We start from the raw sequence: 26400 nt of genomic DNA on the forward strand, positions 1-26400 counted from the left end.
TCAGCCGCCCACCCCGCACCGTTCGGCGTCGTATCGATCCTGCTAAAGTTCCGCGCCGGATCATCACGCGTCACGGGGGGCGGAGTACCGCGGTGTCCGAGGGGACCGAGCACGACATACCCACCGAACTCGCCGAGGCCTACCTCGGGCTGCTCGCCGACGCCTCCCGCACCGGGAGGCTGCTGCGCCGGGACGAACTGGAGTGCCTGCGCACGCTGGGCGAGCACTGCGCCGAGGCCGGGTACGGGCTGCGCGACGTCGTCGCGCACTGCCTGGCGGCCACCCGGCGGGCCTGGCAGACGCTGCCGGGCATCACGGCGGCGGGCGGCACCGGGGAACTGCGCCGGATCGGCGACGCCGTGCTCGCGGCGACCGAGGCCGCACTGGCCGCGCTCGGCGAGGGACACGAGCGCGCGCAGCGCATGGCCGTGCGCCAACAGGAGTCCGCGCGGCGCGAGTTCATCGACGACCTGCTGTACGGCCGCAGCGACCTGGGCCTGCTGGCGGAGCGCGCCGAGCGGTTCGGGCTGCGGCTGGCGGGCGCGTACGCGGTGGCGGTGGCCGTCGGCGACACGCCGTACGCGGACGTCCACCCGCTGGTGCACCGGGTGGAACGGGAGCTGGTCGGGCGGTTCGGCGAGCGGGACGTCCTGCTCGCCGGCAAGGACGGCCGGCTGGTGTGCATCGCCCCGGACACCGAACGCGCCCTCCTGGAGGCCTTCGCCGACCTGGCGCTGCGCCCCGGCCCCGGCTACCGCCCGGTGCTGCGGGTGGCCACCGGGCGCCGGCACTCGGGGGCCAGCGGGGTGCTGCGCAGCTACGAGGAGGCGCTGGGCGCGCTGGACTACGCGGACCGGCTGGACCTGCCGGCGCGGCAGCTGAAGGCCGAGGAACTGCTGGTCTTCCCCGTGCTGATGCGCGACCGGGCGGCGATGGCCGACCTGGTGCGCAGCGTGCTGGGCCCGCTGACCGAGGCGCGCGGCGGCGCCCGCCCCCTGCTGGACACCATCGCGGTGCAGGCGGAGGCCGCGTACGTGAACGCGGAGGCGGCCCGGCGGCTGGGGCTGAGCGTGCGCACGCTCGGCTACCGGCTGGAGCGGATCAAGGCGCTGACCGGCTACGACCCGTCGGACGCCCTGCAACGGTTCACCCTGGAGACGGCGGCGATGGGGGCCCGGTTGCTGAACTGGCCGGAGCAGCCGCTGTAGGCGGCGGCCAAACGCCCCCCGGGCGGTGCGTTCCAGGGTGTCAAAGGGCCGTAAAGATTGCCGGATCCTGGCAATGTGCGAACGGCCCCTCCGCTGTCACGATCTCCATGGCGCCGAGGTGCGGTGCCGTGGGAACAGCGGGGGAGCGTGGCCGGGATGGGGGGATTCGTCGCGGCCGCGCTGGCTTTTCCGACGGCGCTGTTCAGCTTCGCGCTGGTGGTGGTGGTCGGGTACTGGCTGCTGATGCTGGTCGGCGGCCTGGGGTTCGACGCCCTGCACGGGGGACACGGCGTCGGGCATGCCGGTCACGCCGGTCACGCGGGCGACCTGGGCCACGGTGCCGGGGGGCACGGGGCCCACGGGGGACACGGGGGGCACGGCGCCGACGGCGGGGGCGCCCACCACCACGGAGGCGTGCTGGGCGCGCTGGGGCTGGGCGGGGTGCCCGTGACGGTGGCGGTGTCGCTGCTGGTCGCGCTCGCCTGGTTCGTCAGCCTGGCCGGCACCGTCCTCACCTCGGGGGCACCGGCGCGCGGCGGTGTGTTCGCCGTCGCGCTGGTCGCCTCCTGGGCGGGCACCCGACTGCTGGTCCGGCCGCTGTCCCGGCTGTTCCCCGAGGACCGTCCGGCGACCCGGGGGGACTTCGTCGGCCGCGTCTGCGTGATCCGCACCGGCCGGGTGACGGCCGACTTCGGGCAGGCGGAGGTCACCGCCGAGGACGGCTCCACCGCGACCGTCCAGGTCCGCACGCTCACCGAGGAGCCCGGGCTGGCGGCCGGCCGCACCGCCCTGATCTTCGACTACGACGCCGACGGCGAGCACTTCCTGGTGGCGCCGTTCGACCCGGCGCTACCGGGCGGCTGACTCCCCCGGGCGTCCCCTTACCCCCTTTTCACCCTCTTTGTCCCGCTCGTTCCGCTTTCGTCCGCTCGACTTCGCACCATCTCGTCATCTCGTCAAAGGACTCCGTGATGGACACCATCGCCGTGGGTTTCGGCATTCTCGTCGCCGTCGTACTGCTCATCGTGCTCGCCATGCTGCTGTTCGTGGGCCGCTTGTTCCAGAAGGTCGAGCAGGGCAAGGCGCTGATCGTCTCCCGCACCAAGAAGGTGGACGTCACCTTCACCGGCGCGATCGTCCTCCCGGTGCTGCACAAGGCCGAGTTGATGGACATCTCGGTGAAGACGGTGGAGATCCACCGCGCCGGCCGGGACGGGCTGATCTGCCGGGACAACATCCGGGCGGACATCCGGATCTCCTTCTTCGTGCGGGTGAACAAGACCGTCGAGGACGTCATCAAGGTCGCGCAGGCCATCGGCACCGCCCGCGCCAGCGACCCGTCCGCGATCCAGGAGTTCTTCGCGGCCAAGTTCGCCGAGGCGCTGAAGACCGTCGGCAAGCAGCTCGACTTCACCGACCTCTACACGCACCGGCACGAGTTCCGGGACCAGATCATCGCGGTCATCGGCACCGACCTCAACGGCTACACCCTTGAGGACGCGGCCATCGACCACCTCGAACAGACCCCGATGAACCAGCTGGACTCCGACAACATCCTCGACGCCCAGGGCATCCGCAAGATCACCGAGCTGACGGCGATCGAGCACGTGCGCACCAACGAGTACCAGCGCACCGAGGAGAAGGAGATCACCCGGCAGAACGTGGACGCCCGGGAGGCCGTCCTCGAACTCCAGCGCCGCCAGGCCGACGCCGAGATCCGCCAGCGCCGCGAGATCGAGACCCTGCGGGCCACGGAGGACGCGGTGATCGCCCGGGTCCAGGAGGAGGAGCGGCTGAACGCCCAGACCGCCTTCCTCCGGACCGAGGAACTACTCGGCGTGCAGCGCGAGAACCAGGCCCGCGAGGTCGCGGTGGCGCAGAAGAATCGCGAGCGGGTGATCGCGGTGGAGAACGAGCGGATCGAGAAGGACCGCCTGCTGGAGGTCATCGGCCGCGACCGGGAGACCGAACTCGCCACCATGGCCAAGCAGAAGGAGGTCGAGTCCCGCCGGCGGGAGGTCGCCGACGTGGTCCGCGAGCGGGTGGCGGTGGAGCGGACCGTCGCCGAGCAGGAGGAGGCCGTCAAGACGCTGCGCGCCACCGAGGACGCCGAGCGCACCCGCCTCGCGGTGATCATCCAGGCCGAGGCGCAGGCGCAGGAGAAGCTCGTCAAGGACATCAAGGCCGCCGAGGCCGCCGAGCAGGCCGCCTCGCACAAGGCCCGCGAGTCGCTGGTGCTGGCCGAGGCCCGCCAGCAGGCCGCCGAACTGGACGCCACCGCCAAGATCCGGATGGCCGAGGGCATCCGGGCGGAGGCCGCCGCCGAGGGGCTGGCCCAGGTGCAGGTGCGCGAGCAGGAGGCCGCGGCGGTGGAGAAGGTCGGCCGCGCCGAGGCCGCCGTCCAGGCCGAGAAGGCGAAGGCCGCCGCGCTGGAGATCGGCGCCAAGCTGAAGGCCGAGGCCGAGGGCCTCACCGAGAAGGCCGCGGCGATGGCGAAGCTGGACGAGGCCTCGCGCGGGCACGAGGAGTACCGGCTGCGGCTGGCCGCCGAGAAGGACGTCCGGCTGGCCGGGCTGGACACCCAGCGACAGATCGCCGAGGCGCAGGCCGCGCTGGTCGCGGCCGGGTTGGAGAAGGCGAAGATCGACATCGTCGGCGGGGACGGGGTGTTCTTCGACCGCCTGGTGCAGTCGGTGACGGCCGCCAAGAGCGTCGATGCCTTCGTCGGGCACTCGCAGACCGCCCAGGCCCTGGCCGGGCCCTGGCTCGACGGCAGTGCCAGCTTCACCGAGGACCTGACCCGGGTGCTGTCCTCGGTGTCCACGGCGGACGTGCAGAACCTGACGGTGTCCGCGCTGCTGATGCGGATGATCGGCGCCGGAGGCGGCGAGCAGGCCGGGCAGTTGCGGCAACTGCTCACCTCAGCGCAGAAGTTGGGGATCGCCGAGACGTCGATCGGGGCACTGGCGTCGGTCAACGGCTCCAAGTGAGCGCCGAGTCGCCTGAGTCGTCTGAGTACCCGATCTCCTGAGCAGTCGAGAAACCGAGTAGTTGAGGAACTGACGTGGTGGACGCCCTCGACGCCCGGCTCGACGCCGGCACCTATGAGGTCCTGCGCGGCCGACTCGCCCGGTCCGCCGCCGAACTCGCCGACCGCGCGCAGGCGTTGAACGCCCGCCGGGTCGAGGAGTTCGGCGGCGGGGAGCTGCGGCTGGTCGGCACCGGCCGGCTCACCACCGGCCGGGCCTGCCTCCCGCAGGACCTCACCGCCGCCGGTGGGCTGCTGCTGCTCGGCACCCGCCCGGGCAGCGCGCCCGACACCGCCGTCTCCGCTTCCACCGTCTCCGCCACCATCTCCGCCTCCGGCTCCGTTTCCGCCGGCGCCCCGTCCGAGGGCTCCCCGGGTGCCGGGCCGCTCGGCGAGGTCCTGAGCGTCCACCACCCCGACCTCACCCCCGCCCCCACCGAGGGCACGCTGCTGGACGACCCGCGCGTGCGCCAGGACCTCGCCGACCTGCACCGCTACTTCCGCGACGCCCGACTGGAACGGCTGCGCCCCGTCGGCGGCCGCCTGCTCGCCGTCTTCCGCACCGGCCCCGCCGCCGCCGACGTCCGGGTGCTGCGCTGGCGCCCCGTCGACGACCTCGCCGACGACGGGCACCCCGCCTACCAGGACGGGCGCGGCGAACGCGACCACACCGCCGCCGACGGCCAGCAGCTCGCCTGGACCACCCTCACCCGGGACGACCAGCTGCCCGCCGCCCCCGGCAGCCCACCGCGCGCCGACCTCGGCGGCGAACTCCGGCTCGGCATCGACGGCGGCCGGTTGACCGTCACCGCCCCCGACGGCCGCGAGCTGCACCGCGAACCCCTCGCCGAGGCCCTGCAGACCCTCGCCGACGCCCAGATCGCCCACGCCCGGCTCGGCACCCTGCTGCTGGTGCGCGTGCGCCCGTACCAGGAGGAGACCGTCCGGCACCTGGTCTGCCACCTGCCCACCGGCCGGGTCACCCGGATCGACGCGCTCGGCCAGGCCTGCCTGCGGCTGCCCGCCGACCAGGGCGTGGCCTTCCCCGGCGGCTGCCACCTCGCCGACGGCACCGTGCGCAGCTACGACCAGCCGGTGGACGGCCTGGCCTACGAGCGCACCCTCGTCTCGCCCAACGGCGAGGACGTGCTGTACGAGTTCCGCTCCCCCGCCGACGGCCGCGCCCTGCTCCAGCCGTACAACAGCGTCCGCCAGGAGGCCGCCGCCCCGCTGCCCTGCCAGGGCTACGCGCTGCTCGCCGACGGCACCCTGATCGCCCTCCGCCCGGCCGAGGACGGGCCCACCCGGCTGCACCCCGTCCAGCTGTGGCAGACCCCGTTCACCAGCGAGCGCCACGCGGCCGCGCAGCCGCCCGGCACCGGCCCGCTCGCCCGGATCGGCAACGCCGACCTCGTCCGCGGCCTCGCCGACTGCCTCTCCCTGGCCCGGCTCGCCGCCGCCGGCGCCGACACCCCGGCCGGCCACCAGGCCGTCCTCGCCGCCTGCACCCGCACCGCCGACCGGCACCACTGGCTGGGCCAGCCCGGCCTCGGCGACCTCGCCGCCCCGCTCGCCGAGATCCGCGACAGCGCCCGGCAGGTCATCGCCGAGTACGAGGCCGTCGCCGAACTCACCGCGCACGCCGCCCGGCAGACCGAACAGGCCACCGAACACGTCGAAGGCCTGCTGCGCACCGCCCGCGGCGAGACCCTCGCCGACGCCGCCGAATGGGTCGACCGGCTCGCCGGGCTGCGCCGCGCCCAGGGCCGGATCGAGGCGCTGCGCGACCTGCCGCGCGCCGACCCCGCCCGGATCGACGCGCTCGCCGCCCACCTCGCCGAGGGCCTGACCGAGGCCGCCGCCCGCGCCGTCGGACACCTCGCCGAACCCGAGGCCTTCGCCCCGCACCGCCGGCGCGCAGGCGAACTCGCCGACCGCTGCGCCGCCCTCGCCACCGCCGCCGAAGCCGAGCCGCTGGGCCTCCAGATCTCCGAGCAGAGCGAGGCGTTGCAGACCGTCTCGGAGCTCGTCGGCACCCTCGACCTGGCCGACGCCACCACCCGCACCGCCATCCTCGACCGGCTCGCCGACGTCCTCGGGCTGCTCAACCGCGCCCGCGCCGCCCTCACCGTCCGCCGCCGCGACCTGCGCACCCGCGAGGCCGCCGCCGAGTTCGCCGCCGAAACCGCCCTGCTCGCCCAGGCCACCACCGCCGCGCTCGCCGCCGCCGACACCCCCGAGGCCTGCGACGACCAGCTCGGCCGACTCCTGCTGCGGATCGAGCAGTTGGAGACCCGCTTCGCCGACGCCGACCCGGCGCTGGGCGAACGACTCGCCGACCGGCGCACCGGAATCCACGACGCCCTCACCGCCCGCCGCCAGCACCTGCTGGAGGAACGGGCCCGCCGCGCCGACCGGATCGCCGCCTCCGCCGAACGCATCCTCGACACCCTGCACCGGCGGCTCACCGCCCTCGACACCGCGGCCGAGATCGACGCCGCCCTCGCCGCCGACCCGACCGCCGTCAAACTCCGCGACCTCGCCGCCCAGTTGACCTCACTCGGCGACCGGGTCCGGGCCGAGGAGCTGACCGGACGGCTGCGCGCCGCCCGCAGCCGCGCCCACCGGGCCCGGCGCGACCGCGCCGAACTCGCCGGCGACGGCCCCGGCACCCTGCGGCTGGGCCGCCACCTGTTCGCCGTCACCACCCAGCGGCCCGAACTCACCCTCGTCCCCTGGCGCGGCCGCCCCGCCTTCACCCTCACCGGCACCGACTACCGCTCCCCCGTCACCGACCCGGCGTTCGCCGCCACCGAGCGCTACTGGGGCCGGCCGCTGCCCTCCGAGACCCCCGCGCTCTACCGGTCCGAATACCTCGCCGCCAGCCTGCTGCTGGCCGCCGAACCGGACGGGCTGGACGCCCTGCGCGACACCCTGCGCACCGAGGACGACCTGCTGGAGTTCGTCCGCCGCGCCGCCGAACAGCGCCCGGACGAGGGCTACCAGCGCGGCGTCCACGACCACGACGCGGCGCTACTGCTCCGCGCCCTGCTCGAACTCCACGCCGAGGCAGGCCTGTTGCGCCACCCGGCGGCCGCCCGGGCGGCCGCGCAGCTGTACTGGGCGCACGGCGCCGACGAGCGGCAGCGACTGGTCTGGCACACCCGGGCCCGCTCGCTCGCCCTCGCCCTCACCCTCGCCCGGCAGGCCTTCGTCGCCGTGCCGAAGCCGACCGCACCGGACCCGACAGCATCGGACCCGACCGCGCCGGGCCCGACCGCTCCGAACCCGACCGCGCCGGCCCCGGCCGCACCCGCGGCCCTGGCCGCGCTTTCCGACCTGTCCGACGAACTGAGCTCCGCCGTCTCGGAGTTCACCTCGTACCCGCAGCCCGCCGGCCCGTACCTGGTGGCCGAACTCGCCGCCGCCACACCCACGTTCGCGTACGCGCCGGGGGCCGCCGCACTGCTCGACAAGTTCCACGCCGCACCCGAGTCCGCCGGCCTCACCGAAGCGCTGGCCGCACTGCCCGCCGAACCCGCCCTGCTGCCCGCCCGGCGCCAACTCGCCCAGGCCTGGCTGGAGTCGAGCGCCGCCGACGCCGACCCCGGCGACCTCGCCGAGGCCGCCGCCGCGCTCCTCTGCCCGTCCCTGCCACGCCGACCCGCCGAAGGCGCCGCCACCACCCGCCTCACCGGACTGCTCGGCGACCACCCCCGGCTCCCGGGCGGCGCACTCGACCTTCGCCTCGACGAACTCCTGACCCGCGTCGCCGAGTTCGCCGCCACCGAGGCCCCCGGACACCGCGCCTACCAGCGGCTGCGCGCCGACCTGCTGGCCGCCGAGCACACCCGGCTACGACTCGACCATTACCGGCCGGCCCCGCTCAACGGCTTCGTCCGCAACCAGCTCATCGACCAGGTCTACCTGCCGCTGGTCGGCGACAACCTCGCCAAACAGCTCGGCACCGCCGACGCCGGCGGACCGGTCGACCGCAGCGGCCTGCTGCTCCTGGTCTCCCCGCCCGGCTACGGCAAGACCACCCTCGTCGAGTACCTCGCCAAACAGCTCGGCCTGCTGCTGGTCACCGTCAGCGGCCCCGCGCTCGGCCACCGGGTCACCTCCCTCGACCCCGCCGAGGCCCCCGACGCCACCTCCCGCCGCGAGATCGAGAAGCTCAACTTCGCCCTGCACGCGGGCGACAACGTGCTGCTCTACCTCGACGACGTCCAGCACACCTCGCCCGAGCTCCTCCAGCGCTTCATCCCGCTCTGCGACGCCCAGCGCCGGATCGACGGGGTGTGGGACGGCGAGGCCCGCGAATGGGACCTGCGCGGCAAGCGCTTCGCCGTCGTCATGGCCGCCAACCCGTACACCGAGTCCGGCCGCCTCTTCCGGCTGCCCGATATGCTCGCCAACCGCGCCGACGTCTGGAACCTCGGCGACGTCATCGCCGGGCGCGAGGACCTCTTCGCGCTCAGCTTCGTCGAGAACGCGCTGCCCGCCAACCCGCACCTGGCCCCGCTCGCCACCGCCGACCGCGCCGACCTGGACACCCTGCTGGCCCGCGCCACCGGCACCCCGGGCGGCACCCTCGCGGGCGCCTGGCCCGCCGCCGAGGTCGAACGGATGACCGCCGTCCTCGCCGGACTGCTCCACCTGCGCGGCACCGTCCTCGCCGTCAACCGCGCCTACCTGGCCTCCGCCGCCCAGGACGACCGCACCCGCACCGAACCCCCGTTCCTCCTCCAGGGCTCCTACCGCAACATGGCCAAACTCGCCCAGCGCCTCGATCCGGCCCTCACCCGCCCCGAACTCGACGCCCTCCTCACCGACCACTACCGCGCCGAAGCCCAGCCCCTCGGCGCCGACGCCGAAGCACAGCTGCTGAAGCTGGCCGAACTCCGAGGCTGCCTCACCCCCGCCCAGGCCACCCGCTGGGACGAGCTCAAGCGCACGTGGCGGGGGTGACAGGCCCGGCGGCCGACCCGGATCCACCGGAGTCGGCCGCCGACGAGGACCGGCCGGCTACGCCCGGCCGAGGACGTCGTCCACGAGCTCCAGCCACAGGTCGAGTTCAGGCGCCGCGAGCTTGAAGATGTGCTTCGAGCCGCGCAGCCGCTCGTAGGAGGCGACCAGTTGGTGGGCGACCCGCTCGGTCTCGGCCGGTAGGACACCGTGGATCAGGTCGGTCCAGCGCGGCGCGTTCCTGCCGCCGTCGTAGAGCTTCTCCAGCGGAAGGGCCCGGCAGGCCGTCCAGGTCACCAGTTCGGGCGCGTACTCCAGCAGCTTGTAGCAGCCCGTGTTGTGGCGCTTTCGGATCCGGGCGATGGCCTTCTGCGTCTCGCGCCTGGCCTCCACCGCGACCTGGACGCTGGTCGCCCGCAGGTGCTCGTGCACGATGCTCCGGTAGGAGGCACCGGTGATGTCCGACCAGAGCGCGTCCAGGCCTTCGGGGGTGTGGAGTTGATGGCTCAGATAAGGGCGCGGCGCAGCCGAGAGCGCCGCGAGCGAACGGAACACGTCCGCGGGCGTGAATCCCACCGGGTGCGGCCCGGCCACGATGCCTCGCCGGGGGTCGAAGTAGCTCCCTTCCGCCTGGAACTCGGCCTGCACCGCAAGCAGGTGCGGACAACGGGCGAGGTTGTCCTGCGGCACGGCGGAGTTGACGTAGCGGTCGGTCTGGTCGCAGAGCTCGCGGACCCGGTGGCGGTCGTCGCCGGTCACGACGATGACCGACAGGACGGCCTTGGCCAGGTCTGCGGGCGGCAGTTCGCGGGAGATGTGGGCGATCGTGACGAGTCGCTGGAACCCGTCGAAGCACTGCACCCCCGCCAACCCGAGCCGCCCCGTCCCGGCCGCCCGGTCCGGTTCCCAGTGCAGGCTCTGCGCACCGAGGATGACGGGACCGACCAGCCCGAACTCCTCCGGCCGTTCGCGTAGCAGGGCCGCGAGGGCCTGGTTCCCCGGACTGTCCGCCAAGTAGCCGCGTCGGCTTCCGAGCACCACGGCCGCATCGGGCATGGCGGCCAGGCCCGCCAGCTCGGTCGCGCTGATCTGGGTGAACCACCGGTTGCCGAACGTCGTGGCATGAAGCGCCCTGAGGATGTGGCGGTCGGGAACCCAGGCGGTCTCTGCCGCCAACGAGAGTCCTCGCCAAGCACCGAACGGTGCGGCATTGTTGTCCATGGCCGGTTCAACGTCGTAGCAGCGACCAGGTTGCGGCGCAGGGCGCCCCCGCGCGGGAGAGTTTCGATCAAGCCGAACTGCGCCGGTTCGGCGTCCCGGCGAGTGAGGTGACTCAACCTCCGTTCCACGATGCACGCCGGCGGCGGGGGTCATTTTGCTCCCGGGAAAATATGTAGACCGGTCTACATTTGGCTGCTCGATGGAACCCGCGCACAGGAAGTCGGCCTGTCCGACTTCCTGTGCGCAACCCGTTCAGATTAAGTAGACCGACCGACATATTCTTCCCGCTCCGCCCTCACGCCCCGCCGACTGCCCGCCTACCGCCGACGGGCAGCCGCCAGCAGGGCGGGGACGGTGGCGAGCTTGACGCGGGGGCGGCCCTCGGCCTCGCCCCGGGCGCGCTCCGCCCGCTCCACGGCGCGCAGTCCCTTGAGCCCGACGGCGTCCGGGCGACGGTGGCGGACGAGGCGGTCGAAGTCCGCGCGGCTCGCCGCCGGGGCGGCCAGCGCGTGGGCCGCCGCGTCGTCCAGGAGCGCGTCCACGGTCTCGCGGGCGCACGCCCGGTTGGCGCCGATCCCGCCGGACGGCCCGCGCTTGGCCCACCCCACCACGTACGTCCCTGGCAGCGGCCGCCCCGTCTCCGGGTCCACGACCCGCCCGCCCCGGTGCGCGACCGTCGCCGCCCGCTCGTCGAAGGGCAGCCCGGGCACCGGTACGCCCCGGTGCCCTATGGAGCGCACCACCAGGCCGGCCAGCAGCGTGTCCGTCTCCCCGGTCGGCTCGGCTGCCCGGCCGCCCGCGAGGGTGGTCCGGGCGACGGTCAGGCCCGTCACCCGCCCGCCCCCGGTGGACGCGCCGGGCCCGCCGGGTTCACCGGGTTCGCCGGGTTCGCCGAGTTCGCCTGGCGGGGTGAACGCGGTGAGCGCGGTCGGCGCGGACAGGAAGCGCAGCACGATCCGCCGGCCCGGCGCCGGCCCGGCACCCCCGTCGAACGGCACCAGCGGCAGCCCGGCGAGCAGTGCGGCCCGCGCGTCCGACGCGGTCGGCGCAGCGGCCGTTCCGGCGGTCGGCGCAGCGGTGGTCCCGTCGGCCGTCCCGTCGGCCGGCGCGGCGATCGCCCTGGTGGCCGCCTCGATCGCCGCCCGCACCTCCGGGTGGTCCTCGACCACCACCTCGACGCCCGGCAGTTGCCGCAGCGCCAGGAACTCCGCCTTGGTCCAGGCGGCTTCGGCGGGCCCGCGCCGGGCGAGCAGCACGACTTCCCGCACCCTGCTGCGACGCAGTGCGGCGAGGGCGTGGTCGGCGATGTCGGTGGTGGCGAGCCGGTCGGGGTCGGTGAGCAGGATGCGCGCGATGTCGACGGCGACGTTGCCGTTGCCGATGACGACCACCCGTTCGGCGCCGGGCCCGGACAGCTCCACCGCGTCGGCGGGCACGGTCGGTTGGGCGTTGTACCAGCCGACGAAGGTGGTCGCGGGAAGGCTGCCTGGAAGGTCCTCGCCGGGGATGCCGAGCCGCCGGTCGGCGGCCGCGCCGACCGCGTACACGACGGCGTGGTGGTGGGCGGCGAGTTCCTCGTGGGTGAGGTCGGTACCGATGTCCACGTTGAGATACATCCGCAGCCTGGGGTCGTGGAAGACGCCGGCGAAGCTGTCCGCGATGCGCTTGGTGGACTGATGGTCGGGCGCGACCCCGTGCCGCAGCAGGCCGCCGGTGACGGGCAGCCGGTCGATCATGGTGATCTCGGCGCCGGTGCTGCGCAGCAGTTCCTGCGCGGTGTACCCGGCGGACGGGCCGGTGCCGATGATGGCGACGCGCAGCGTGCCGATCCCGCCGGGCAGGCTGCGCGGGAAGGTGGGAGCGCGCCAGGCGTGGTCGTTGGGGTGGTCGCGGTACCAGTCGCGGTTGAGGTCGCCGAACACGGTGTCGGGCCCGCGCAGCCGGTCGACGGGGAACACCGCGTCCACGGGGCAGGCATCGGCGCAGGCGCCGCAGTCGATGCAGGCGGCCGGGTCGATGTACAGCATGTCGGTGGTGCCGAACTCCGGTTCGTCCGGGGTCGGGTGGATGCAGTTGACCGGGCAGACGGACACGCACGAGGCGTCGCTGCAGCAGGTCCGGGTGATCGCGTAGGCCATGGCCGGGATGGGGTCCCTCGCTACAGGTGGTGAAGTGCGGGAGTCGGAGCCTTTGTTGACGTGCCGCGTTTGACGGGTCGCGCTAGACGTGCCGCATTTGACGCGCCGTCAGAGCATGTGGATACGCCGGTAGATGGCGGCCGATCGGCTGGTGAGCAATCCGGTCTCGGCGAGGAACGCGATCAGGTGCCGGGAGCTGGTGCGCATCATCGCCTTGCGGTGCTCGTTGGCCCGCACTTCGGCGATCGCCCGCTGGGTGTCGAGCCCGGCGGCCCGGTAGACCCCGGGGTGCACCATGCTGGAGACGATGACGTACGCGCCGACGGCGATGCCGGTGGCCGAGGTGCGGCGGCGGGCAGGGCCGGCGTGGCGCACCCGTTCGCGGATCTCCTGCCGGGCGAACTTCATGTGCCGCGACTCCTCGACGACGTGGATCCGGGAGGTGCCGCGGACGATGTCCAGGACGTTCTCGCCGCGCATCCAGTCACGCTGCATGACGTCGAGCACCTCTTCGGCCACCAGGATGCCGCCGTAGGCGAGTTCACCCTTCGCCAGGGCCTTGAACGCGCGCCCGGCCTGGGCGATGACCTTGTTCGGCCGGTACGCGGGGACGCCCATCTTCTCGCAGGCGCGGGCGAACATGATCGAGTGGCGGCACTCGTCGGCGATCTCGGTGAGCGCGAACTGGAACTCGGCGTTGGCGGGGTTCTTCAGGTACTGATCGCGCAGCACCATCTGCTGGAGGATCATCTCGAACCATATCCCGGTGTTCATGATCGAGCAGACCTCGTGCCGGGTGAGGGTGACCCGCTGGTGCTCGGTCATCTCGTCCCACAGCCGGGTGCCGTAGAGGGTGCTCCACTCCGGGTTGAGGCCGTAGTGGTCGGCTGGGAGCGGTGCGTCCCAGTCGATCTCGGTCGAGGGGTCGTAGGAGAGGGTCGCGGCGGACTCCAGCAGCCGCTTCGAGACGTCGTCGTCGGCCGCGGTGTGGCCGTGCGCACCCACCGCCCGCCCTGCCGCCGCGTTGGTGAGAGCCATGGCTGCCTCCAGATGCCTGCCCCTACGGGTGCCCGCTCACCCGCTTATTAGACGGACAGTACAATAAGAGCCCGCCGACGAGAACCCCCCGCGCAGCACCGGACGGGCGCACGACCACAACTCCCGCGTCCTTTCTCATCCATGGCCTCCCCCAGCCGCCCCCAGCCACCCCCTCCGCCCCCGGATACAGTGAGACGTGATCACCAACCAGCCCGAGGCGGGTCCGGAGCGCATCGCCCCCACCGGCGTACGGAACTTCCGCGACGCCGGCGGCGTCGGCTCCCTGCCGCGCGGCGTGCTGTACCGCTCCGCAGCCCTGCACAGCCTGCACGGCCTCGCGGCGGAGGGCGCGGACACGCTGCGGCGCCTCGGCCTGCGGACGGTCGTCGACCTGCGCAGCGACCCGGAGGTGGCGGAGCGCCCGGATGCCGTCGACCTCGTCGACGCCCGGTACCTGCACGCACCGGTCTTCACCGAACGACGCTGGCCAGCCGACCAGTTGGAGCTGTACCCGCTGATGGCCGAGCGCGCCGGCGCGGCGGCGGTGACCGTCCTGCGCCGACTGCTCGTCGGCGGGGGCGAGGCCGCGCCGGTCCTGGTCCACTGCGCCTCGGGCAAGGATCGCACGGGAGTCGTCGTCGCCGTCCTGCAGACGCTGCTGGGCGCCTCCGAGGCGGAGGTCCTCCAGGACTTCCTGCGCTCGAACGACGAACTGGGCCTGGCCAAACCGCCGCCGGCCGGGGCTGCGCACAACGCCCTGCCCGTACGCGAAGTGCATCTGCGGCGCGCGCTGCTGTCGATCCGGAGTCACCACGGATCGGTGGCGGAGTACCTCCTCGCGCACGGCGCGCAGGCGTCGGAGCTCGCCGAGGCACGGCGGATCCCAGCCTGAACGAGCTGCCGGGCAGGGGCCGTTGAGTCCTCCGAACGGGCCCCCGCCCGGTGCTGCGCCGAGCCGTACCGCCCCTGGTTGCGCGCTACGCGGCGCCCAGCGCCTGCCGCAACACCTCGGCCGCCTCCGCCGTCGCCTCCCGGAAGCGGCGGCCGATGCCGAGGTAGCTGGCGTAACCGTGGATGAGGTCCGGCTGGCGGCTCAGGCGCACCGTCACCCCGGCCGCTTTCAGCGCCTCGGCGTAGGCCTCGCCCTCGTCCCGCAGCGGGTCGAAGCCCGCGGTGCCGACGTACGTGGGCGGAAGCCCGGACAGGTCGGCGGCGAGCAGGGGCGACAGGCGCGGGTCCGTCCGGTCGGCCGGCGCGGGCGCGTAGCGGTCCAGGAACCAGTCCATGTCCGCGCTGGTCAGGAAGAACCCGTCGGTGAACAGGTCGCGCGAGGGCCGCCGGACGGAGGCGTCGACCGCCGGGTACAGAAGCAACTGGAACACCGGCGCCGGACCGCCCCGCCGCACCGCCGCCTGTGTGGTGACGGCCGCCAGGTTCCCGCCCGCGCTGTCGCCGCCGATCGCGATCCGCTCCGGATCCGCGCCCAGGTCCGCCGCCTTAGCGTACGCGAAGTCGAACGCGGCCAGCGCGTCGTCCGCAGCCGCCGGGAACGCGTGCTCGGGCGCGCGCCGGTACTCCACCGACAGCACCCGCACCTGCGCCCGCCGCGCCAGGAACCGCACCACGTGGTCGTGGCTGGCCCGACTGCCGACCACCCAGCCCCCGCCGTGCAGGTACACCAGCAACCCGGAACCCGCCGCCAGCCCGCCCGGCGTGTACAGCGTGGCCGCCAACTCGCCGTACTCCTGCGGGATTCCGACGTTCCGGACGGCTACCGGCTGGATCGTCGCCCCGCCCACCAGGTACCGCGCGTGCTCCATCGCCTCCCGCGACGGCCCGACCCCGGCGGGCAGCACCAGGGCGGCCTTCGACAGGCGCTGCAACTTGAGGATCAACTGCGCGTCCAGCGAGAGCACTTGACCGTCCCGCACCACCGGCGCGCCCGCGATCGCCCGCCGCAGCCCCTCCGGCAGCGCGTACGCACCCCGGACGACGGCGGACTGGATCCGGACAGGGAAGGGAATCGCCATCTCTACTTGCCTCCTGGAGCCTCGCCCGGAGCCCTCGACCGGGGGCTGGGGCCGGGAGCCCATGATGGGCCCGGCCCACCCCGGGCGGAAGCCCCTCTCGACGCCCCCTTCACCCACCCTCGACCACCGACGCCCTCTCCGGCAAGAAATATGTAGACCGGTCTACAGTTTCTCCATCGCCGCCACTTCCACCGCCTCCATCCGCGCAGGAAGTCGACCAGGCCGACTTCCTGCGCGCGCACCACCCGGGCGGCGGCAAGGAATCAGTAGACCGACCGACATATTCTTCCGGAACACCCCTCCCACCTCAACGCCCCACCCACCCTTGCGCTGTCACCCTTCGGTCGGAGCCGGCGACGGGCCCTCCGCATGGGCGGGCGACTTCCTTCAGGAATCCTTCCGCGCCCGACCGGCCTGACCAGCCCGACCGCTCAGCCCGTCAGCCCCTCGGCCCCTCGGCCCCTCAGCCCCTCAGCCCGTCAGCCCCGGCCCGGCTCGTCGGCGAGCGCCGGTCCTCGGCGTCGAACGCCGCCAGGGAGCGCGCTCCGGGCCCGAGGGCGGCTTCCAGCGCGCGCAGGACGTCACCGTCCAATCCCCCCACCGCCCCGGCGAGTTCCTCCGCCACGTCCCGGGTGAGCTCCGCCGCCACGACGTCCTCGGGCGCACGCGGACCGAGCTTGCTGACGGCGGCGGCGGCGCGAGTGGGGGTGAGGAGTGCCGCGGCCTGGACCAGGAGCCAGGCGGGGACCCCGGCCGCGCCCTGCGGCGGCGGCAGGTACGGGCGGGCACCGTCGTAGCGCTCGTCCTCGGCGAAGGCCTGCTGCTTCACCTTCACCACCGGACGCGCGCCGGCCCCCTCGGAACCCGTCTCCCGCCAGGTGCCGGCGGGTTTGAGGACGTAGCCCTCGGCGAGGTTGTCGGCGAGTTCGGGGAGCCCGAGGAGCGCGGGGACCAGGGTGGGAAAGGCGGCCGGCAGTTCCTGGAGCACGGTGAGCGCACCGTGCCCGATCGAGGGGGCGCAGGCGAGTCCGGCGGTGCCCGCGGCGTCACGCAGAGCACGGTCGGAGATCCAGGACCGGCCCTCGGCGGTGTCGACGGTGGCGTCGAAGAGCAGCCACTCCAACCCCGGCGCGTACCAGACGCCGGTCTGTACGGGCTCGACTCCGGCGACGGCGGGCACATCGGGGTGCGGGTAGCACCCGCCGGCCAGTTCACCGTAAACAGTCACCACAGCGCCCCCACCTGCGCCCCCGCCCGCACCCCCGCCCGCCGCCTCGCGCACCGCCGAGGCGAACCGGGCGGCCGCCACCGCCAGCGCCGGCCAGACCCGGCTGACGCCGAAGAAGCCGTCCAGCGCGTCCTCCCCCAGGAGCTCCCGCCGCTTGGCCGGACGGACCGCACCCCCCTCACAGACCACCGCGAAGTGCGCCCCGTGCACCTTCTCCACGGCAACCCACTCCCGGTTCCCGGACACGGAGAGCCGCCCCCTCGCCGAGATCTTGGGGTACGGCCGCAACGCGGAGCCTTCGAACCTGGTGTCAGCCACACCCGAAATCATCGCCGCGAGCCCCACCCCCGGACAACGGAGTTTCACCTCCCCCCACAACCCCCGCTACGCGCAGCCCCAGCCATCACAGAGCGCCCGCGCCGGGACAATCCTTGGAGCAAACGGCAACGTCAGCAGACGAATGCCGCACAAGGTGGCAGATTGACCACGCCCTCCCTACCAGCACGGGAATGAGCCGCCCTGGCCGCGCTGGAACCGTTACCCGGGTAGACAGCGCCAACGTAAGGCGATCCAGGAAGTGCGGTAGCCACCATCGAAACCCGAGGGTCGCTGAGCCCGGGCGAGGTTCAGGGTTCGTGTGTCTACAGCGTCGAGGGGACCGCCAGCAGGCGCCCGGGGTCGGAGGCGCGGCCGGTGGAAGCTCCGATGTGCCGCAGGACGGGTGGGACCGGTGGGGCGTCCAACTCCGCGCAAAGATGGGCGATTTACGCAAGGGCGGGCAGGTGGAGGTGGGGGTGTCCGGGTGGGGGGCGTGGGCGGCGTGGCGGGTGCGACCTGGGGTGGAGGGGGTTACGTCGCGGGCAGGACGCGGTGGGGGTGGGGGCGGGCCTAGCGTGGCGGTATGTCGACAACTTCTCGGTGGCGGAATGCTGTTCTGCTCGCCGCGCCTATTGCCGTCCTGGTTTCGCTGGCCGGTCCGCAGGCCGCGCTGGCGGCTTCCCCGACGGTCGGAACGCTCTCGTTGAGTGCGGCGGCCGAGGTGCCACAGGTACCGCAGGTGCCCGCGCCGACGACGCGACGGGCGATCGGTGCCACGTCCGTCCACTTGGTGGACAAGGCCCGGCACGACCCCTGGCGGGCGGACGCCGCCAGCCGTGAACTGATGGCCACCCTCTGGTACCCGGCGCAGTCCGCGCGCGGGGAGCACGGGGAGCAACTGCCTTACGTCTCGCCAGAGGTGTCGTCCGCCCTGTTCGGCACTCCGGCTGTCAGCGAGGTGCGGACGGGCGTGAAGGCCCGTACGGTGCCCGCGCCCGGGCGGCACCCCGTGGTGGTGCTCTCCCCCGGTTACGGCTACAGCCGCACCTCGCTCACCGCCCTCGCCGAGGACCTCGCGGCCCGGGGCTACGTGGTGGCCGCGCTGGACCACACGTACGAGACGGTCGTGCAGTTCCCCGACGGGCGGGTGGAGACCTGCCTGATCTGCGATCAGGTGGACGACCGGCGGGCGGCCGAGGTCACCCGCAGTCGGGCGAAGGACATCAGTTTCCTGATCGACAAACTGACCGCGCCCGGGCCGGGGCTGGTCCGCGGGTTGCAGGTCGACCGCTCCCGGATCGGCGCGGCCGGCCACTCGATCGGCGGCGCGAGCGCCATCGAGGCGATGAGCGAGGACCGGCGGATCCGCGCCGCCGCCAACCTGGACGGCGACTTCTTCGCCCCGCTGCCGGCCGACGGCCTCGCCCGCCCGGTGCTGCTGCTCGGCGCCCAGCGGCACGCCGGCAGGCCCGCGACGGCCAACTGGGACGAGACCTGGCAGCGCCTGACCGGCTGGAAGCGCTGGCTGGACCTGCCGGAGGCCGGCCACCTGTCGTTCTGCGACATGCACTGGCTGGTGGACTCCCTCGGCGTCCGTGACCAGTTGCCGCCCGACACCACCCCGGAGCAGTACGGCACCATCAAGGGTGACCGCGCGCTCGCCGCCACCCGGGCGTACCTCGGCGCGTTCTTCGATCGGCACCTGCTCAACCGCCCGAGCCGACTGCTGGACGGGCCCTCGACGGCCTTCCCGGAGGTTCGCTTCGCCAAGTAGCAAGTGGCGATTAGCGAGTGGCAAATGGCGGGTGGCGGGCGGCGGGTGGGCCGCAAACCGCGCGGCGGGCCGGGGCACCCGATCAGGTGATTCGGCCGCCGCAGGGCCGTGACCTGCGGCGAATCGGGGCAGTCCTCCGGCGCAGCCGCCATCCGCGGCGGTTCCCCGGACACTCTGGAGTGACGACATGCGACGGATCAGCAAGGCGCTCGGCGCGGTGGCCCTGGCCGCGGTGGTGGCAGTGGCGGTGCCCGGCTCGGCCCAGGCGGCCACCGGTCAGCTCCGGGTCGGCTTCAAGTCCTACAACAACCCCTCGGGTTGCTACGGCAGCGACATCTGGCCCCTCATCGTCGAGAACCGCACCGACAAGTCCGCCCAGGTCTACGACCAGCCGGGCTGCGCGGGGTCCGTCATCGCTGTAGTACCGCCGGGCGAGAGCGGGACGTTCGAATTCGGCGCGAGCGTGAAAATCGACTGACCCTTCCGGACACGCAACGAGGCCGGTCGACCCGACGTGATGTCGGGTCGACCGGCCTCCTCGGTTCGCTCCCGTCGTCGCCGGGGCGGCGACATCATGACGTGTTCATGCGAATGGGCCGATACGCAGGTGGGTCGCAGGGGAACTGTCTGCGGAGTCCCGTCCCCCACCCAGGAGGTCCCCTCATGAAACGACTGCTCCTCGCCGCCGGCATGGCCACCGCCGTCCTGAGCCTGACCGGTGTCGGCGCCGCCGGCGCGGCCGACGGGGCCGACGGGGGCGTGCACGGCGCCCCGGGCAAGCGGGTCGGTGGAGTGATCCGGTGCGATGAGGTGAGCAGCGAGCCGCCGAACGTGTTCGGCCGCTCCTGCGACAGCACCACCTGGGGCCCGCTGAGCGACTTCGTCGTCATGGACCGGACGACGCGCGCGGCGTACCAGTGTCAGACCGGCTGGGCCGAGGGCTCCCTGTGGGTGAACGGCCAGAACTGCCGCCCCATCCCCGCCTGATCGGCGGTCGGCTCCGGGTGTCGGCGCGATCGACACCCAGTCGCCACTGTGGAACCAGAACGGCCGGTCGGCTGTCGAGTCGACCGGCCGTTCTGGTGCGGCGAATCGGCACAATCCTTTGACCAGCAGCGATCCACCCCCGCGCCGGATCAGCCGCCCAGGGCGTCCTTCAGCCAGGGGGCGATCACGGCCATCGCCTCGCCGAAGCGCGAGATGGCGCAGTGGCCGGTGTCCGGGATCAGTTCGACCCGGGTGTCCCGGCGGCCCTGGAACACCAGGGTGTCGTCCAGGGGGACGTGGACGTCCTCGGTGCCGTTGACCACCAGCATCGGCCCGTTGGCGTCCTGGTCCAGCAGTGGGCGCAGGTCGAAGGCCGCGAAGGCCTCCTCGCGCTCGGCCGTGCTCGGCGCGGCGTCGAAGCCCAGGGCGTTGCCGACGATGCCGTCCATGCCGAAGGCGAAGCCGCGACCGGGAGCGAAAGAGCGCTCCACCGGGCCGCCGAGCACCACGGAGGCGTCCACCGCCCCCGTCAGTCCGGTCCGGGCGGAGTAGTAGCCGCCCATCGAGATGCCGAAGTGGCCGACCTTCCCGTTGCCGGCCGTGCGGGCGAAGGAGACCAGTCCGGCGATCACCTCGGCCCCGCCGTCCGGGGTCATCGGCAGGTGGGCGGTCTCGCCAGTGCCGGGGAGGTCGAACAGCAGCAGCCGCGCCGGCAGGGTGAACGCGAGCTGCTCCCACATGCCGTGCAGGTCGGTCTTCCAGGAGTCCACGCCGCCGCTGGCCAGCACGACCGGCGCGTCGGCGGGCAGGCCGGGGGCAGCCATCAGGTGGATCGGCAGGGTGGCGTCGCCGCCGCGGTACGGGACGGTGAGCGTGCGGCGCTCGAACTCCACCGGGAAGCCGGGGGCGGCGAGGACGTACTGCTCGACCTGGCGGGCAAGCGCGGTGCGCTTCGGCTCGTCGGCGAGCGAGGGGAACTTGGCCCAGCCGTATGCCTGCGCGGCCAGGCGGTGGCGCCCGGCCTCGGCGTGCCGGGCGGCGAGGGCGGACCACTCGTACACCCAGCCGCCGGGCCGGTCGGGCCACATCTCGGTGACGGCGGCGCGGACCGCGTCCACCTCGTCGGTGGGGAGGCCGAGGGTCATCTGCGGGTAGCGCTCGACGAACAGGTCCTGCGGGTCCAGGGGCCAGGTGAAGGACATAGTGGTGCCTCCTGCTGCGCTTAAAGCCGGGACGCTTGCATTAACGACTATGCGCCCGGGCGGCACCTAATGCAAGCACTCTTGCGTTAATGTGGTGGCCGAGGTGATCAACACATGACCGAAGAAGGGCCGGAGCCGACGTCGGAGCCGGAGCCGACGCCGGATACGATCCGCCGACGCCCGGGCGGCCGTGCCGCGCGCGTCCGCCAGGCCGTCCTGGCCGCCGCCACGGAGGTGCTGGCCGAGGAGGGCATCGACCGGCTCAGCATCGCCGGGGTCGCGGCCCGCGCAGGGGTCAACGAGACCACGGTGTACCGGCGTTGGGGCAGTCGGGAGAAGCTCGTGCTGGACGCCCTGCTCACCGGCAGCAACGAAGGCATCCTCGTCCCCGACACCGGAGCCGTCCGCACCGACCTGGCCGCCTTCGCCCGCGCGCTGGCCGGGTACCTCGCCACCCCGACCGGCCGGTCCGTCGCCCGGGCGGCCGCACTCAGCTCCGACGACCCCGACCTCGCCGAGGCCTGGCAGACCTTCTGGCAGTCCCGCCTCGACCAGGCCGGCGTCATCGTCAGCCGGGCCGTCGAACGCGGGGAACTCCCGACGGACACCGACACGGCCCTGGCACTGGAACTGCTCTGCGCCCCGCTCCAGACCCGCTGCCTGCTCGGCCACCGCCCGATCGAGCCGGATCTGCCGGAGCGCTTGACGGACATGGTGCTGGACGGCCTGCGGGGAGGAACCAAGGGCTGACCCTCAGCCCCCGGGAGCCGGCCCCGCCGGGGCAGCGCCATCCCCGAGGGCCCCACGAAACCACGAGGAGGCCCCCCGGAGCCTCCGGACAGCGAAGAGGCCGGTCGATCCGACGTCATGTCGGCTCGACCGGCCTCTTCATGGTCCGACGACCTGTGACTCGTCCGCTGCCGCATGCGGATCGACCCATCGCTGAGCCGTGAGGTCCTGGGCGAGGTCCGGCCCGCGGTGAAGTCGACAGAGCAATCGTCAATCTCCAACGGCAGTGGATACGGCGGTTCGAGCGTGGCACCCCTCAGTCCCGTACGCGGCGGTACGGCGAATGTCCAGGTCGGCAGGCGTACCTCAAGTGAGGCCCTCAGCAGGAGCCGGGTGGCGGTTCGGCGGTGGCGCAGCGACCGTGGCTCACGCAAGGACTCAAGGCCCGGGACAGGACAGGACAGGATTCAATCCTGTGAGGTCAGCAAGTCGAATGCGCCTCGGATGATGGCCTGGCCTTTCAGCGCCATGGCGACCTTGTCAGGGGCTGTACCGGCGTCCGAGACCATCAGGCTGGTGACCAGAGTGCGGTCGTCGCTCGTGCGTGCCAGGTAGTTCAGCGTGATGACGCCGGGTTCGCTGCCGCCTTTGTACCAGACGGTCGGGAATCGGGACGGGGCCAGATTCAGTCCGTCGTCGTTAAGGGTGAGTGCGTGCTCGATCTCGGGCTGGTCGAACCGCCACAGCGCCGCGTAGGCGTTGCAGATGTCGATCGGTGAGGCGAACCATTCGATCTGGTCGATCTTCCTCGGCTGGGGCCAGGTCTCGCGAACGTCGGGCAGGGGGAGTCGTTCAAGCTCCCGCAGCGCGGCGGAGCGGTGGCGTTCGGGCAGTGCCAGGTACTCGTCCGCGCGGGCCGGGTACTGGTTGGCCTTGAGTTGGAAGAACGCCTTGGTGGTCAGGCACGGAATGTTCGCTCGGGGCTGCTGGTGGCCGAACAGGTCCATTTGGTGCGCCACCGCGTCATGGCCGAGCCGGTGGATGAGGTGGTCGGTCGCGGTGTTGTCGCTGAGGGAGATCATGCAGTCGGCGGACTCGGCCATCGTGACCGCGGTGCCGGCCGGGTAGTCCTGCAGTCGGCCCGAGGGCAGGCTCTTGTGGTCATCGCGGATGACCAGCGATTCGTCCCAGGACGCTCGTTGTTCGCTGACGGCCTGCGCGAGCGCGCCCAGCACATACAGTTTGAACGCCGAGCCGATCGGCCGCTGGGTGTCGGCGCGCACACCGTGCACCAGCTCGCAGCGCCCATCCGGGCCGATCCGCGATGCTGCGAACGACACGCGGGCTCCCAACTCGGCCAGCATGTCGTCGACTTGGGTCCACGAAGAGAGCGGCGCCGCGTCGGGAGTGAGGCTCACATCATTCACCAGGCCCGAGGGAGCCACACACACCCGTAGAAGGTAGTCGCCGTCACGGCCGCTGACCGCCGCCTGCGCGTGATCCCGACCCGACTCGACGATCTTGTTCAGGGTGAGCGGACCCAGTTGGTGCAGCACTGCGTTGAAAGCGTTCGGACCACCGCTGGCAGCCAGGAGTGGCGCCGCTATGTGGTCGTGGATCTCGGTGTCCGTCATCGGCACCCGGGCCGAGGCGTCCACAAGCCAGCCCACCTGGGCCTGGGCGGTCGGCGGTGGCGCGTCCGCACCGGGTGTTTCGATCATTTTTGCCCCTCCGCAGGGTAAGGGCCGAGGGAGGCGGTCCCGCTCTCGGCGATCGATTCAACTCTGGTGCTGCGAACCATACTTGTTCACGCGAGACCACGGGTTCCGGGAACCTGCTGGTGGATGGTCCCCACCGCGTCGACGTCGAAGACGAGCCCCTGGCCGCCGGGCCGGTGCATCGCCAGGCCGGGCCGGGTTGCCGCCGATGTCGCCAATGTCGCCAATGTCGCCGATCTTCATATCAGCCCGCTGTCCGCGAGTGTCACACGCTTGTCGTCCCGCCCCGATCGCCCGGTGACGCCGTCGATTCCCGGCGCAGGGTGGTTCTTCCGGAAACGCTCCCTTCGACAGCGTCCCCTCCGACAAGGTCCCCTCCCGGGAATTCGCCGACCGCGCTGTCCTGCGCGGCAGAGGGTTATCTGATCTTCGTCAGCGTCGATGTCACGGGGAAGGATGTGGCGGCCCGGAGGTTCACCGTCTTCAACGTGTCGCCGATGAGCGTCTACTGGAAAGCGATCGGGGACATCACCTACCCCGGCAGGCTCGCGACGACCTCCAGCGATTCGGCCGCGACCCCCTTCCGCTTCGCCCGGCCCCTGTCACCGCTCACCTGCCAACACCCGTCCCTCACCGGCCCAGGCACGTCGGCCTCACGGCTGGACGGCCGCCCGAAGACCCGGACGCAGCAGGGGAACGGGCGTTCGGTCGATGTCGCTGCGTCATCCGGGTGGACGGCGGGCGGTGTTCGGATCTCGGTGTGCCGCGGCGCGGGCTCCTTGGAGGTAGGGATGGTCTGCGCTGCCGGGTGGCAGCGGTTCGAAGAACCATGAACGGAGTGCTGGCCACAGATGATCAGGAAGCGCAAGGAACGGACCGGTGGCGTGATCGCGCTGCCGCAGCTACCCGCCGTCTGCCCCGCAGGCGGGCTGTCGAAGAACGGACAGCGGGGGTGGGTGCGGGTCGGTGCCGCGCTGTCGCTGGGCGGCGTGCTGACCGCCGGGGCGATCGCGCCGACGCCCGCCCAGGCGACACCCCGGCAGAACCAGCAGGTCACCGACTTCTCGACGCCGGGTGACAGCTCGTACGTGATCACGCCGAACGTCACCTCCCTGCAGATCGAGGCATGGGGCGCGGGTGGCGGCGGCGCGGGCGGCGGCGGCGGGGCCGGTGGCGGCGGAGGAGGAGGCGGGGGTGGTACCGGCCTGTCCATCACCACCCGCACCGACGGCGGCGACGGGGGCCGCGGCGGCAATGCCGGGGGCGGCGGCGGGGGTGGGGCCGGCGGGGGCGGCGCCTACACCAAGTGCGTGTTCCCGCTGGACGAGACCCAGCCCCTCACCGTGACGGTGCACGTCGGATCCGGGCGGGTCGCCGCACGTGACGGCGCCGGCGGCCCCGGTGGGACGGGAGGCACCGGGGGGACAGAGGGAACCAACAACCTCGGCGTCAACGGCGGCAACGGCACTACCGGCGCCGGCGGCACGCAAGGCGTCTTCGGCGGGGACGGCGGCGAGTCACGCGTGTTCTTCCGGGGAGGTGTTCCGCCTCACACCCTGGAACTGGCGTTCGCCGGCCCTGGCGGCGGCGGCCACCAGGGCACCGGAGGGCGGCCCGGCGGCGCGGGCGGCGGCGGCGGTGGAGGCAGCATCCTGACCAGTTCGAACGGCACACCCGGCGCGAGCGGCGCCAACGGCAACGGTGGGACGGGCGGGACGGGCGGAGCACCCGCCACCCGGCCGGGAGCAGTGTGCCCCGAAGGTTCCGCGACGACGTTCTTCGGCGGCACCGCCGGTGGCGGCGGCACGGACGGCACGGGCGGAAACAACAGGGTGACAACCGGCGCGGGCGGGCCGGGCAGCACGGCCGGCGGGGTGCCGACCGGCCCCGCCGCTCCGGTACCGGGAGTCGGTATCGGCGGTAACGGCGGCACCGGCGGGACCGGCACCACAGGTGGATCAGCAGGTGCCGGTGGAACCTCCGGCATCGACCCCACAAAGGGTGGCGCCGCCGCGGCCGCCGGTGCGGGCGCGGCAGGCGCGCCGGGCGGCAACGGCTTCGTCAGGATCACCGCGATCCTGAGCTAGGACCGCGCGACAGGCCCACCGGTCCCGCACCGCGACGATCGCGCCGCGATGCGGACCCGGTTCCGGCACCCCAGGGTGTGGGCGGTCGTGTTCAGCACGACCGCCCACACCCGCGCACCAGGCCCCCGGGCGGGAGATGTCTTTCAATTCAGCAACCCTCGGCCCGCACACGGAACCTTTCGCGCACAACCCGCTCCCGAGGACGCGTCCGCCAGCCCGCGCTGTCGCTCACTCACGAACTCGGCCACGCCGCAGAGCGTGGGGGCAGGCGCACGGGGACGGCAGGCATCCGCTCGTGCCACCAACGGCCCAAACCCCATGACCCGCCTCCCCTGTATGGCCGGGGGCGCGTACCCGCGCCCCGGCCGGCTCGTTGAAACGCAGGTGAGCACAGCACTGCCGCCAGCGGGCCGTCACCGCCCCGCACCGGCACCCGGCCGGTACGACGCGACCGGGAAGTCGATCGCCGCCGGCGCACAGCCTGCGGCCGAAACGGCCCTGGCCCCGCCCGGCGAACCGATCTACGCGGAGCTGGCCGCCGCGTGGCGGGCGATGGACAGGACGGTGCCCGGCTAGCCCGACCCGCTCTGGGACACCCTGGTGGCGAGCGGTACGGGACGACACTCACGGGGGTGGCATCCACGTCCGTCGGGAGCGTGACCTGCGAGGCCACTACGGCTTGACGCGGGTTGTGCGTGCACGGTGCCCCGGCTGCGGCAGTGCCGT

18 protein-coding genes are annotated in these 26400 nt (G+C 73.1%); 11 read left to right on the forward strand and 7 right to left on the reverse strand.

Annotated elements, in window-relative coordinates; translation table 11 throughout:
* Window positions 1–92 precede the first annotated feature (92 nt).
* The 4 genes from ACIO9K_RS23365 (at window position 93) to ACIO9K_RS23380 (ending at window position 9207) form a co-directional block, all read left to right on the forward strand.
* Window positions 93–1208 carry a helix-turn-helix domain-containing protein gene (locus ACIO9K_RS23365; protein ID WP_363618769.1) on the forward strand — a complete coding sequence of 372 codons (1116 nt, stop codon included), beginning with the start codon at window positions 93–95 and terminating at the stop codon, window positions 1206–1208.
* Between the two features lie 156 nt (window positions 1209–1364).
* Window positions 1365–2072, forward strand: coding sequence for a hypothetical protein (locus tag ACIO9K_RS23370; RefSeq protein WP_400332645.1), 708 nt, complete (start codon window positions 1365–1367; stop codon window positions 2070–2072).
* Between the two features lie 107 nt (window positions 2073–2179).
* Complete coding sequence (locus ACIO9K_RS23375) at window positions 2180–4198, forward strand: flotillin family protein (RefSeq protein ID WP_400332648.1); 2019 nt, start codon at window positions 2180–2182, stop codon at window positions 4196–4198.
* Window positions 4199–4272: 74 nt separating this feature from the next.
* Window positions 4273–9207, forward strand: coding sequence for a DNA repair ATPase (locus tag ACIO9K_RS23380; protein ID WP_400332651.1), 4935 nt, complete (start codon window positions 4273–4275; stop codon window positions 9205–9207).
* A gap of 57 nt (window positions 9208–9264) precedes the next feature.
* Here the strand turns inward: ACIO9K_RS23380 and ACIO9K_RS23385 are convergent, their stop codons facing one another.
* The 3 genes from ACIO9K_RS23385 to ACIO9K_RS23395 form a co-directional block, all read right to left on the reverse strand.
* Window positions 9265–10380, reverse strand: coding sequence for a hypothetical protein (locus tag ACIO9K_RS23385; protein WP_400332654.1), 1116 nt, complete (start codon window positions 10378–10380; stop codon window positions 9265–9267).
* A 362-nt stretch (window positions 10381–10742) separates the two neighbouring features.
* Complete coding sequence (locus tag ACIO9K_RS23390) at window positions 10743–12563, reverse strand: FAD-dependent oxidoreductase (protein ID WP_400332657.1); 1821 nt, start codon at window positions 12561–12563, stop codon at window positions 10743–10745.
* 108 nt (window positions 12564–12671) lie between these two features.
* On the reverse strand, window positions 12672–13601 hold the full coding sequence (locus ACIO9K_RS23395) for a diiron oxygenase (protein ID WP_363618774.1): 930 nt from the start codon (window positions 13599–13601) through the stop codon (window positions 12672–12674).
* A gap of 196 nt (window positions 13602–13797) precedes the next feature.
* Here ACIO9K_RS23395 and ACIO9K_RS23400 point away from each other — a divergent pair, with 196 nt between their 5' ends.
* A complete protein-coding gene (locus ACIO9K_RS23400; protein ID WP_400332660.1) occupies window positions 13798–14493 on the forward strand; it encodes a tyrosine-protein phosphatase in 696 nt (231 codons plus the stop codon).
* Between the two features lie 85 nt (window positions 14494–14578).
* Here the strand turns inward: ACIO9K_RS23400 and ACIO9K_RS23405 are convergent, their stop codons facing one another.
* Together ACIO9K_RS23405 and ACIO9K_RS23410 are read right to left on the reverse strand one after the other, a co-directional pair.
* Complete coding sequence (locus ACIO9K_RS23405; RefSeq protein ID WP_400332663.1) at window positions 14579–15631, reverse strand: alpha/beta hydrolase; 1053 nt, start codon at window positions 15629–15631, stop codon at window positions 14579–14581.
* Window positions 15632–16094: 463 nt separating this feature from the next.
* Entirely contained in the window at window positions 16095–17177 is a 1083-nt protein-coding gene (locus ACIO9K_RS23410; protein ID WP_400332666.1) for an RNA ligase family protein, read from the reverse strand.
* A gap of 583 nt (window positions 17178–17760) precedes the next feature.
* Between ACIO9K_RS23410 and ACIO9K_RS23415 the strand changes: the two genes are divergently transcribed.
* From ACIO9K_RS23415 to ACIO9K_RS23425, 3 genes are all read left to right on the forward strand, one after another.
* Window positions 17761–18951, forward strand: a complete 1191-nt coding sequence (locus tag ACIO9K_RS23415; protein WP_400332669.1) for an alpha/beta hydrolase family protein — start codon at window positions 17761–17763, stop codon at window positions 18949–18951.
* 187 nt (window positions 18952–19138) lie between these two features.
* A complete protein-coding gene (locus ACIO9K_RS23420; RefSeq protein ID WP_363618786.1) occupies window positions 19139–19429 on the forward strand; it encodes a hypothetical protein in 291 nt (96 codons plus the stop codon).
* A gap of 185 nt (window positions 19430–19614) precedes the next feature.
* Entirely contained in the window at window positions 19615–19938 is a 324-nt protein-coding gene (locus ACIO9K_RS23425; RefSeq protein WP_363589160.1) for a hypothetical protein, read from the forward strand.
* Window positions 19939–20087: 149 nt separating this feature from the next.
* On the opposite strand, the gene ACIO9K_RS23430 is transcribed toward ACIO9K_RS23425, so the two are convergent.
* Window positions 20088–21140, reverse strand: coding sequence for an alpha/beta hydrolase (locus tag ACIO9K_RS23430; RefSeq protein WP_400332674.1), 1053 nt, complete (start codon window positions 21138–21140; stop codon window positions 20088–20090).
* Between the two features lie 114 nt (window positions 21141–21254).
* Between ACIO9K_RS23430 and ACIO9K_RS23435 the strand changes: the two genes are divergently transcribed.
* The gene (locus ACIO9K_RS23435) at window positions 21255–21890 is read left to right on the forward strand and encodes a TetR/AcrR family transcriptional regulator (protein WP_400332677.1); all 636 of its coding nucleotides are present in this window, start codon (window positions 21255–21257) and stop codon (window positions 21888–21890) included.
* A 446-nt stretch (window positions 21891–22336) separates the two neighbouring features.
* Here ACIO9K_RS23435 and ACIO9K_RS23440 read toward each other — a convergent pair whose 3' ends face one another.
* Window positions 22337–23590 (reverse strand): serine hydrolase, encoded by a 1254-nt coding sequence (locus ACIO9K_RS23440; protein ID WP_400332680.1) that lies wholly within the window; start codon window positions 23588–23590, stop codon window positions 22337–22339.
* 848 nt (window positions 23591–24438) lie between these two features.
* Between ACIO9K_RS23440 and ACIO9K_RS23445 the strand changes: the two genes are divergently transcribed.
* Together ACIO9K_RS23445 and ACIO9K_RS23450 are read left to right on the forward strand one after the other, a co-directional pair.
* Window positions 24439–25674 (forward strand): hypothetical protein, encoded by a 1236-nt coding sequence (locus tag ACIO9K_RS23445; RefSeq protein ID WP_400332683.1) that lies wholly within the window; start codon window positions 24439–24441, stop codon window positions 25672–25674.
* 384 nt (window positions 25675–26058) lie between these two features.
* Complete coding sequence (locus ACIO9K_RS23450; protein WP_400332686.1) at window positions 26059–26250, forward strand: hypothetical protein; 192 nt, start codon at window positions 26059–26061, stop codon at window positions 26248–26250.
* The last annotated feature ends 150 nt before the right edge of the window (window positions 26251–26400 follow it).

The organism is Kitasatospora sp. NPDC087271, assembly GCF_044744605.1.
GTDB lineage: Bacteria > Actinomycetota > Actinomycetes > Streptomycetales > Streptomycetaceae > Kitasatospora.

Bases quoted from the DNA above. Each gene is read 5' to 3' on its own strand.
- ACIO9K_RS23370 (WP_400332645.1), top strand. From the start codon at position 1,365: ATGGGGGGATTCGTCGCGGCCGCGCTGGCTTTTCCGACGGCGCTGTTC.
- ACIO9K_RS23375 (WP_400332648.1), top strand. From the start codon at position 2,180: ATGGACACCATCGCCGTGGGTTTCGGCATTCTCGTCGCCGTCGTACTG.
- ACIO9K_RS23390 (WP_400332657.1), bottom strand. From the start codon at position 12,563: ATGGCCTACGCGATCACCCGGACCTGCTGCAGCGACGCCTCGTGCGTG.
- ACIO9K_RS23395 (WP_363618774.1), bottom strand. From the start codon at position 13,601: ATGGCTCTCACCAACGCGGCGGCAGGGCGGGCGGTGGGTGCGCACGGC.
- ACIO9K_RS23405 (WP_400332663.1), bottom strand. From the start codon at position 15,631: ATGGCGATTCCCTTCCCTGTCCGGATCCAGTCCGCCGTCGTCCGGGGT.
- ACIO9K_RS23415 (WP_400332669.1), top strand. From the start codon at position 17,761: ATGTCGACAACTTCTCGGTGGCGGAATGCTGTTCTGCTCGCCGCGCCT.
- ACIO9K_RS23420 (WP_363618786.1), top strand. From the start codon at position 19,139: ATGCGACGGATCAGCAAGGCGCTCGGCGCGGTGGCCCTGGCCGCGGTG.
- ACIO9K_RS23425 (WP_363589160.1), top strand. From the start codon at position 19,615: ATGAAACGACTGCTCCTCGCCGCCGGCATGGCCACCGCCGTCCTGAGC.
- ACIO9K_RS23430 (WP_400332674.1), bottom strand. From the start codon at position 21,140: ATGTCCTTCACCTGGCCCCTGGACCCGCAGGACCTGTTCGTCGAGCGC.
- ACIO9K_RS23435 (WP_400332677.1), top strand. From the start codon at position 21,255: ATGACCGAAGAAGGGCCGGAGCCGACGTCGGAGCCGGAGCCGACGCCG.
- ACIO9K_RS23440 (WP_400332680.1), bottom strand. From the start codon at position 23,590: ATGATCGAAACACCCGGTGCGGACGCGCCACCGCCGACCGCCCAGGCC.
- ACIO9K_RS23445 (WP_400332683.1), top strand. From the start codon at position 24,439: ATGATCAGGAAGCGCAAGGAACGGACCGGTGGCGTGATCGCGCTGCCG.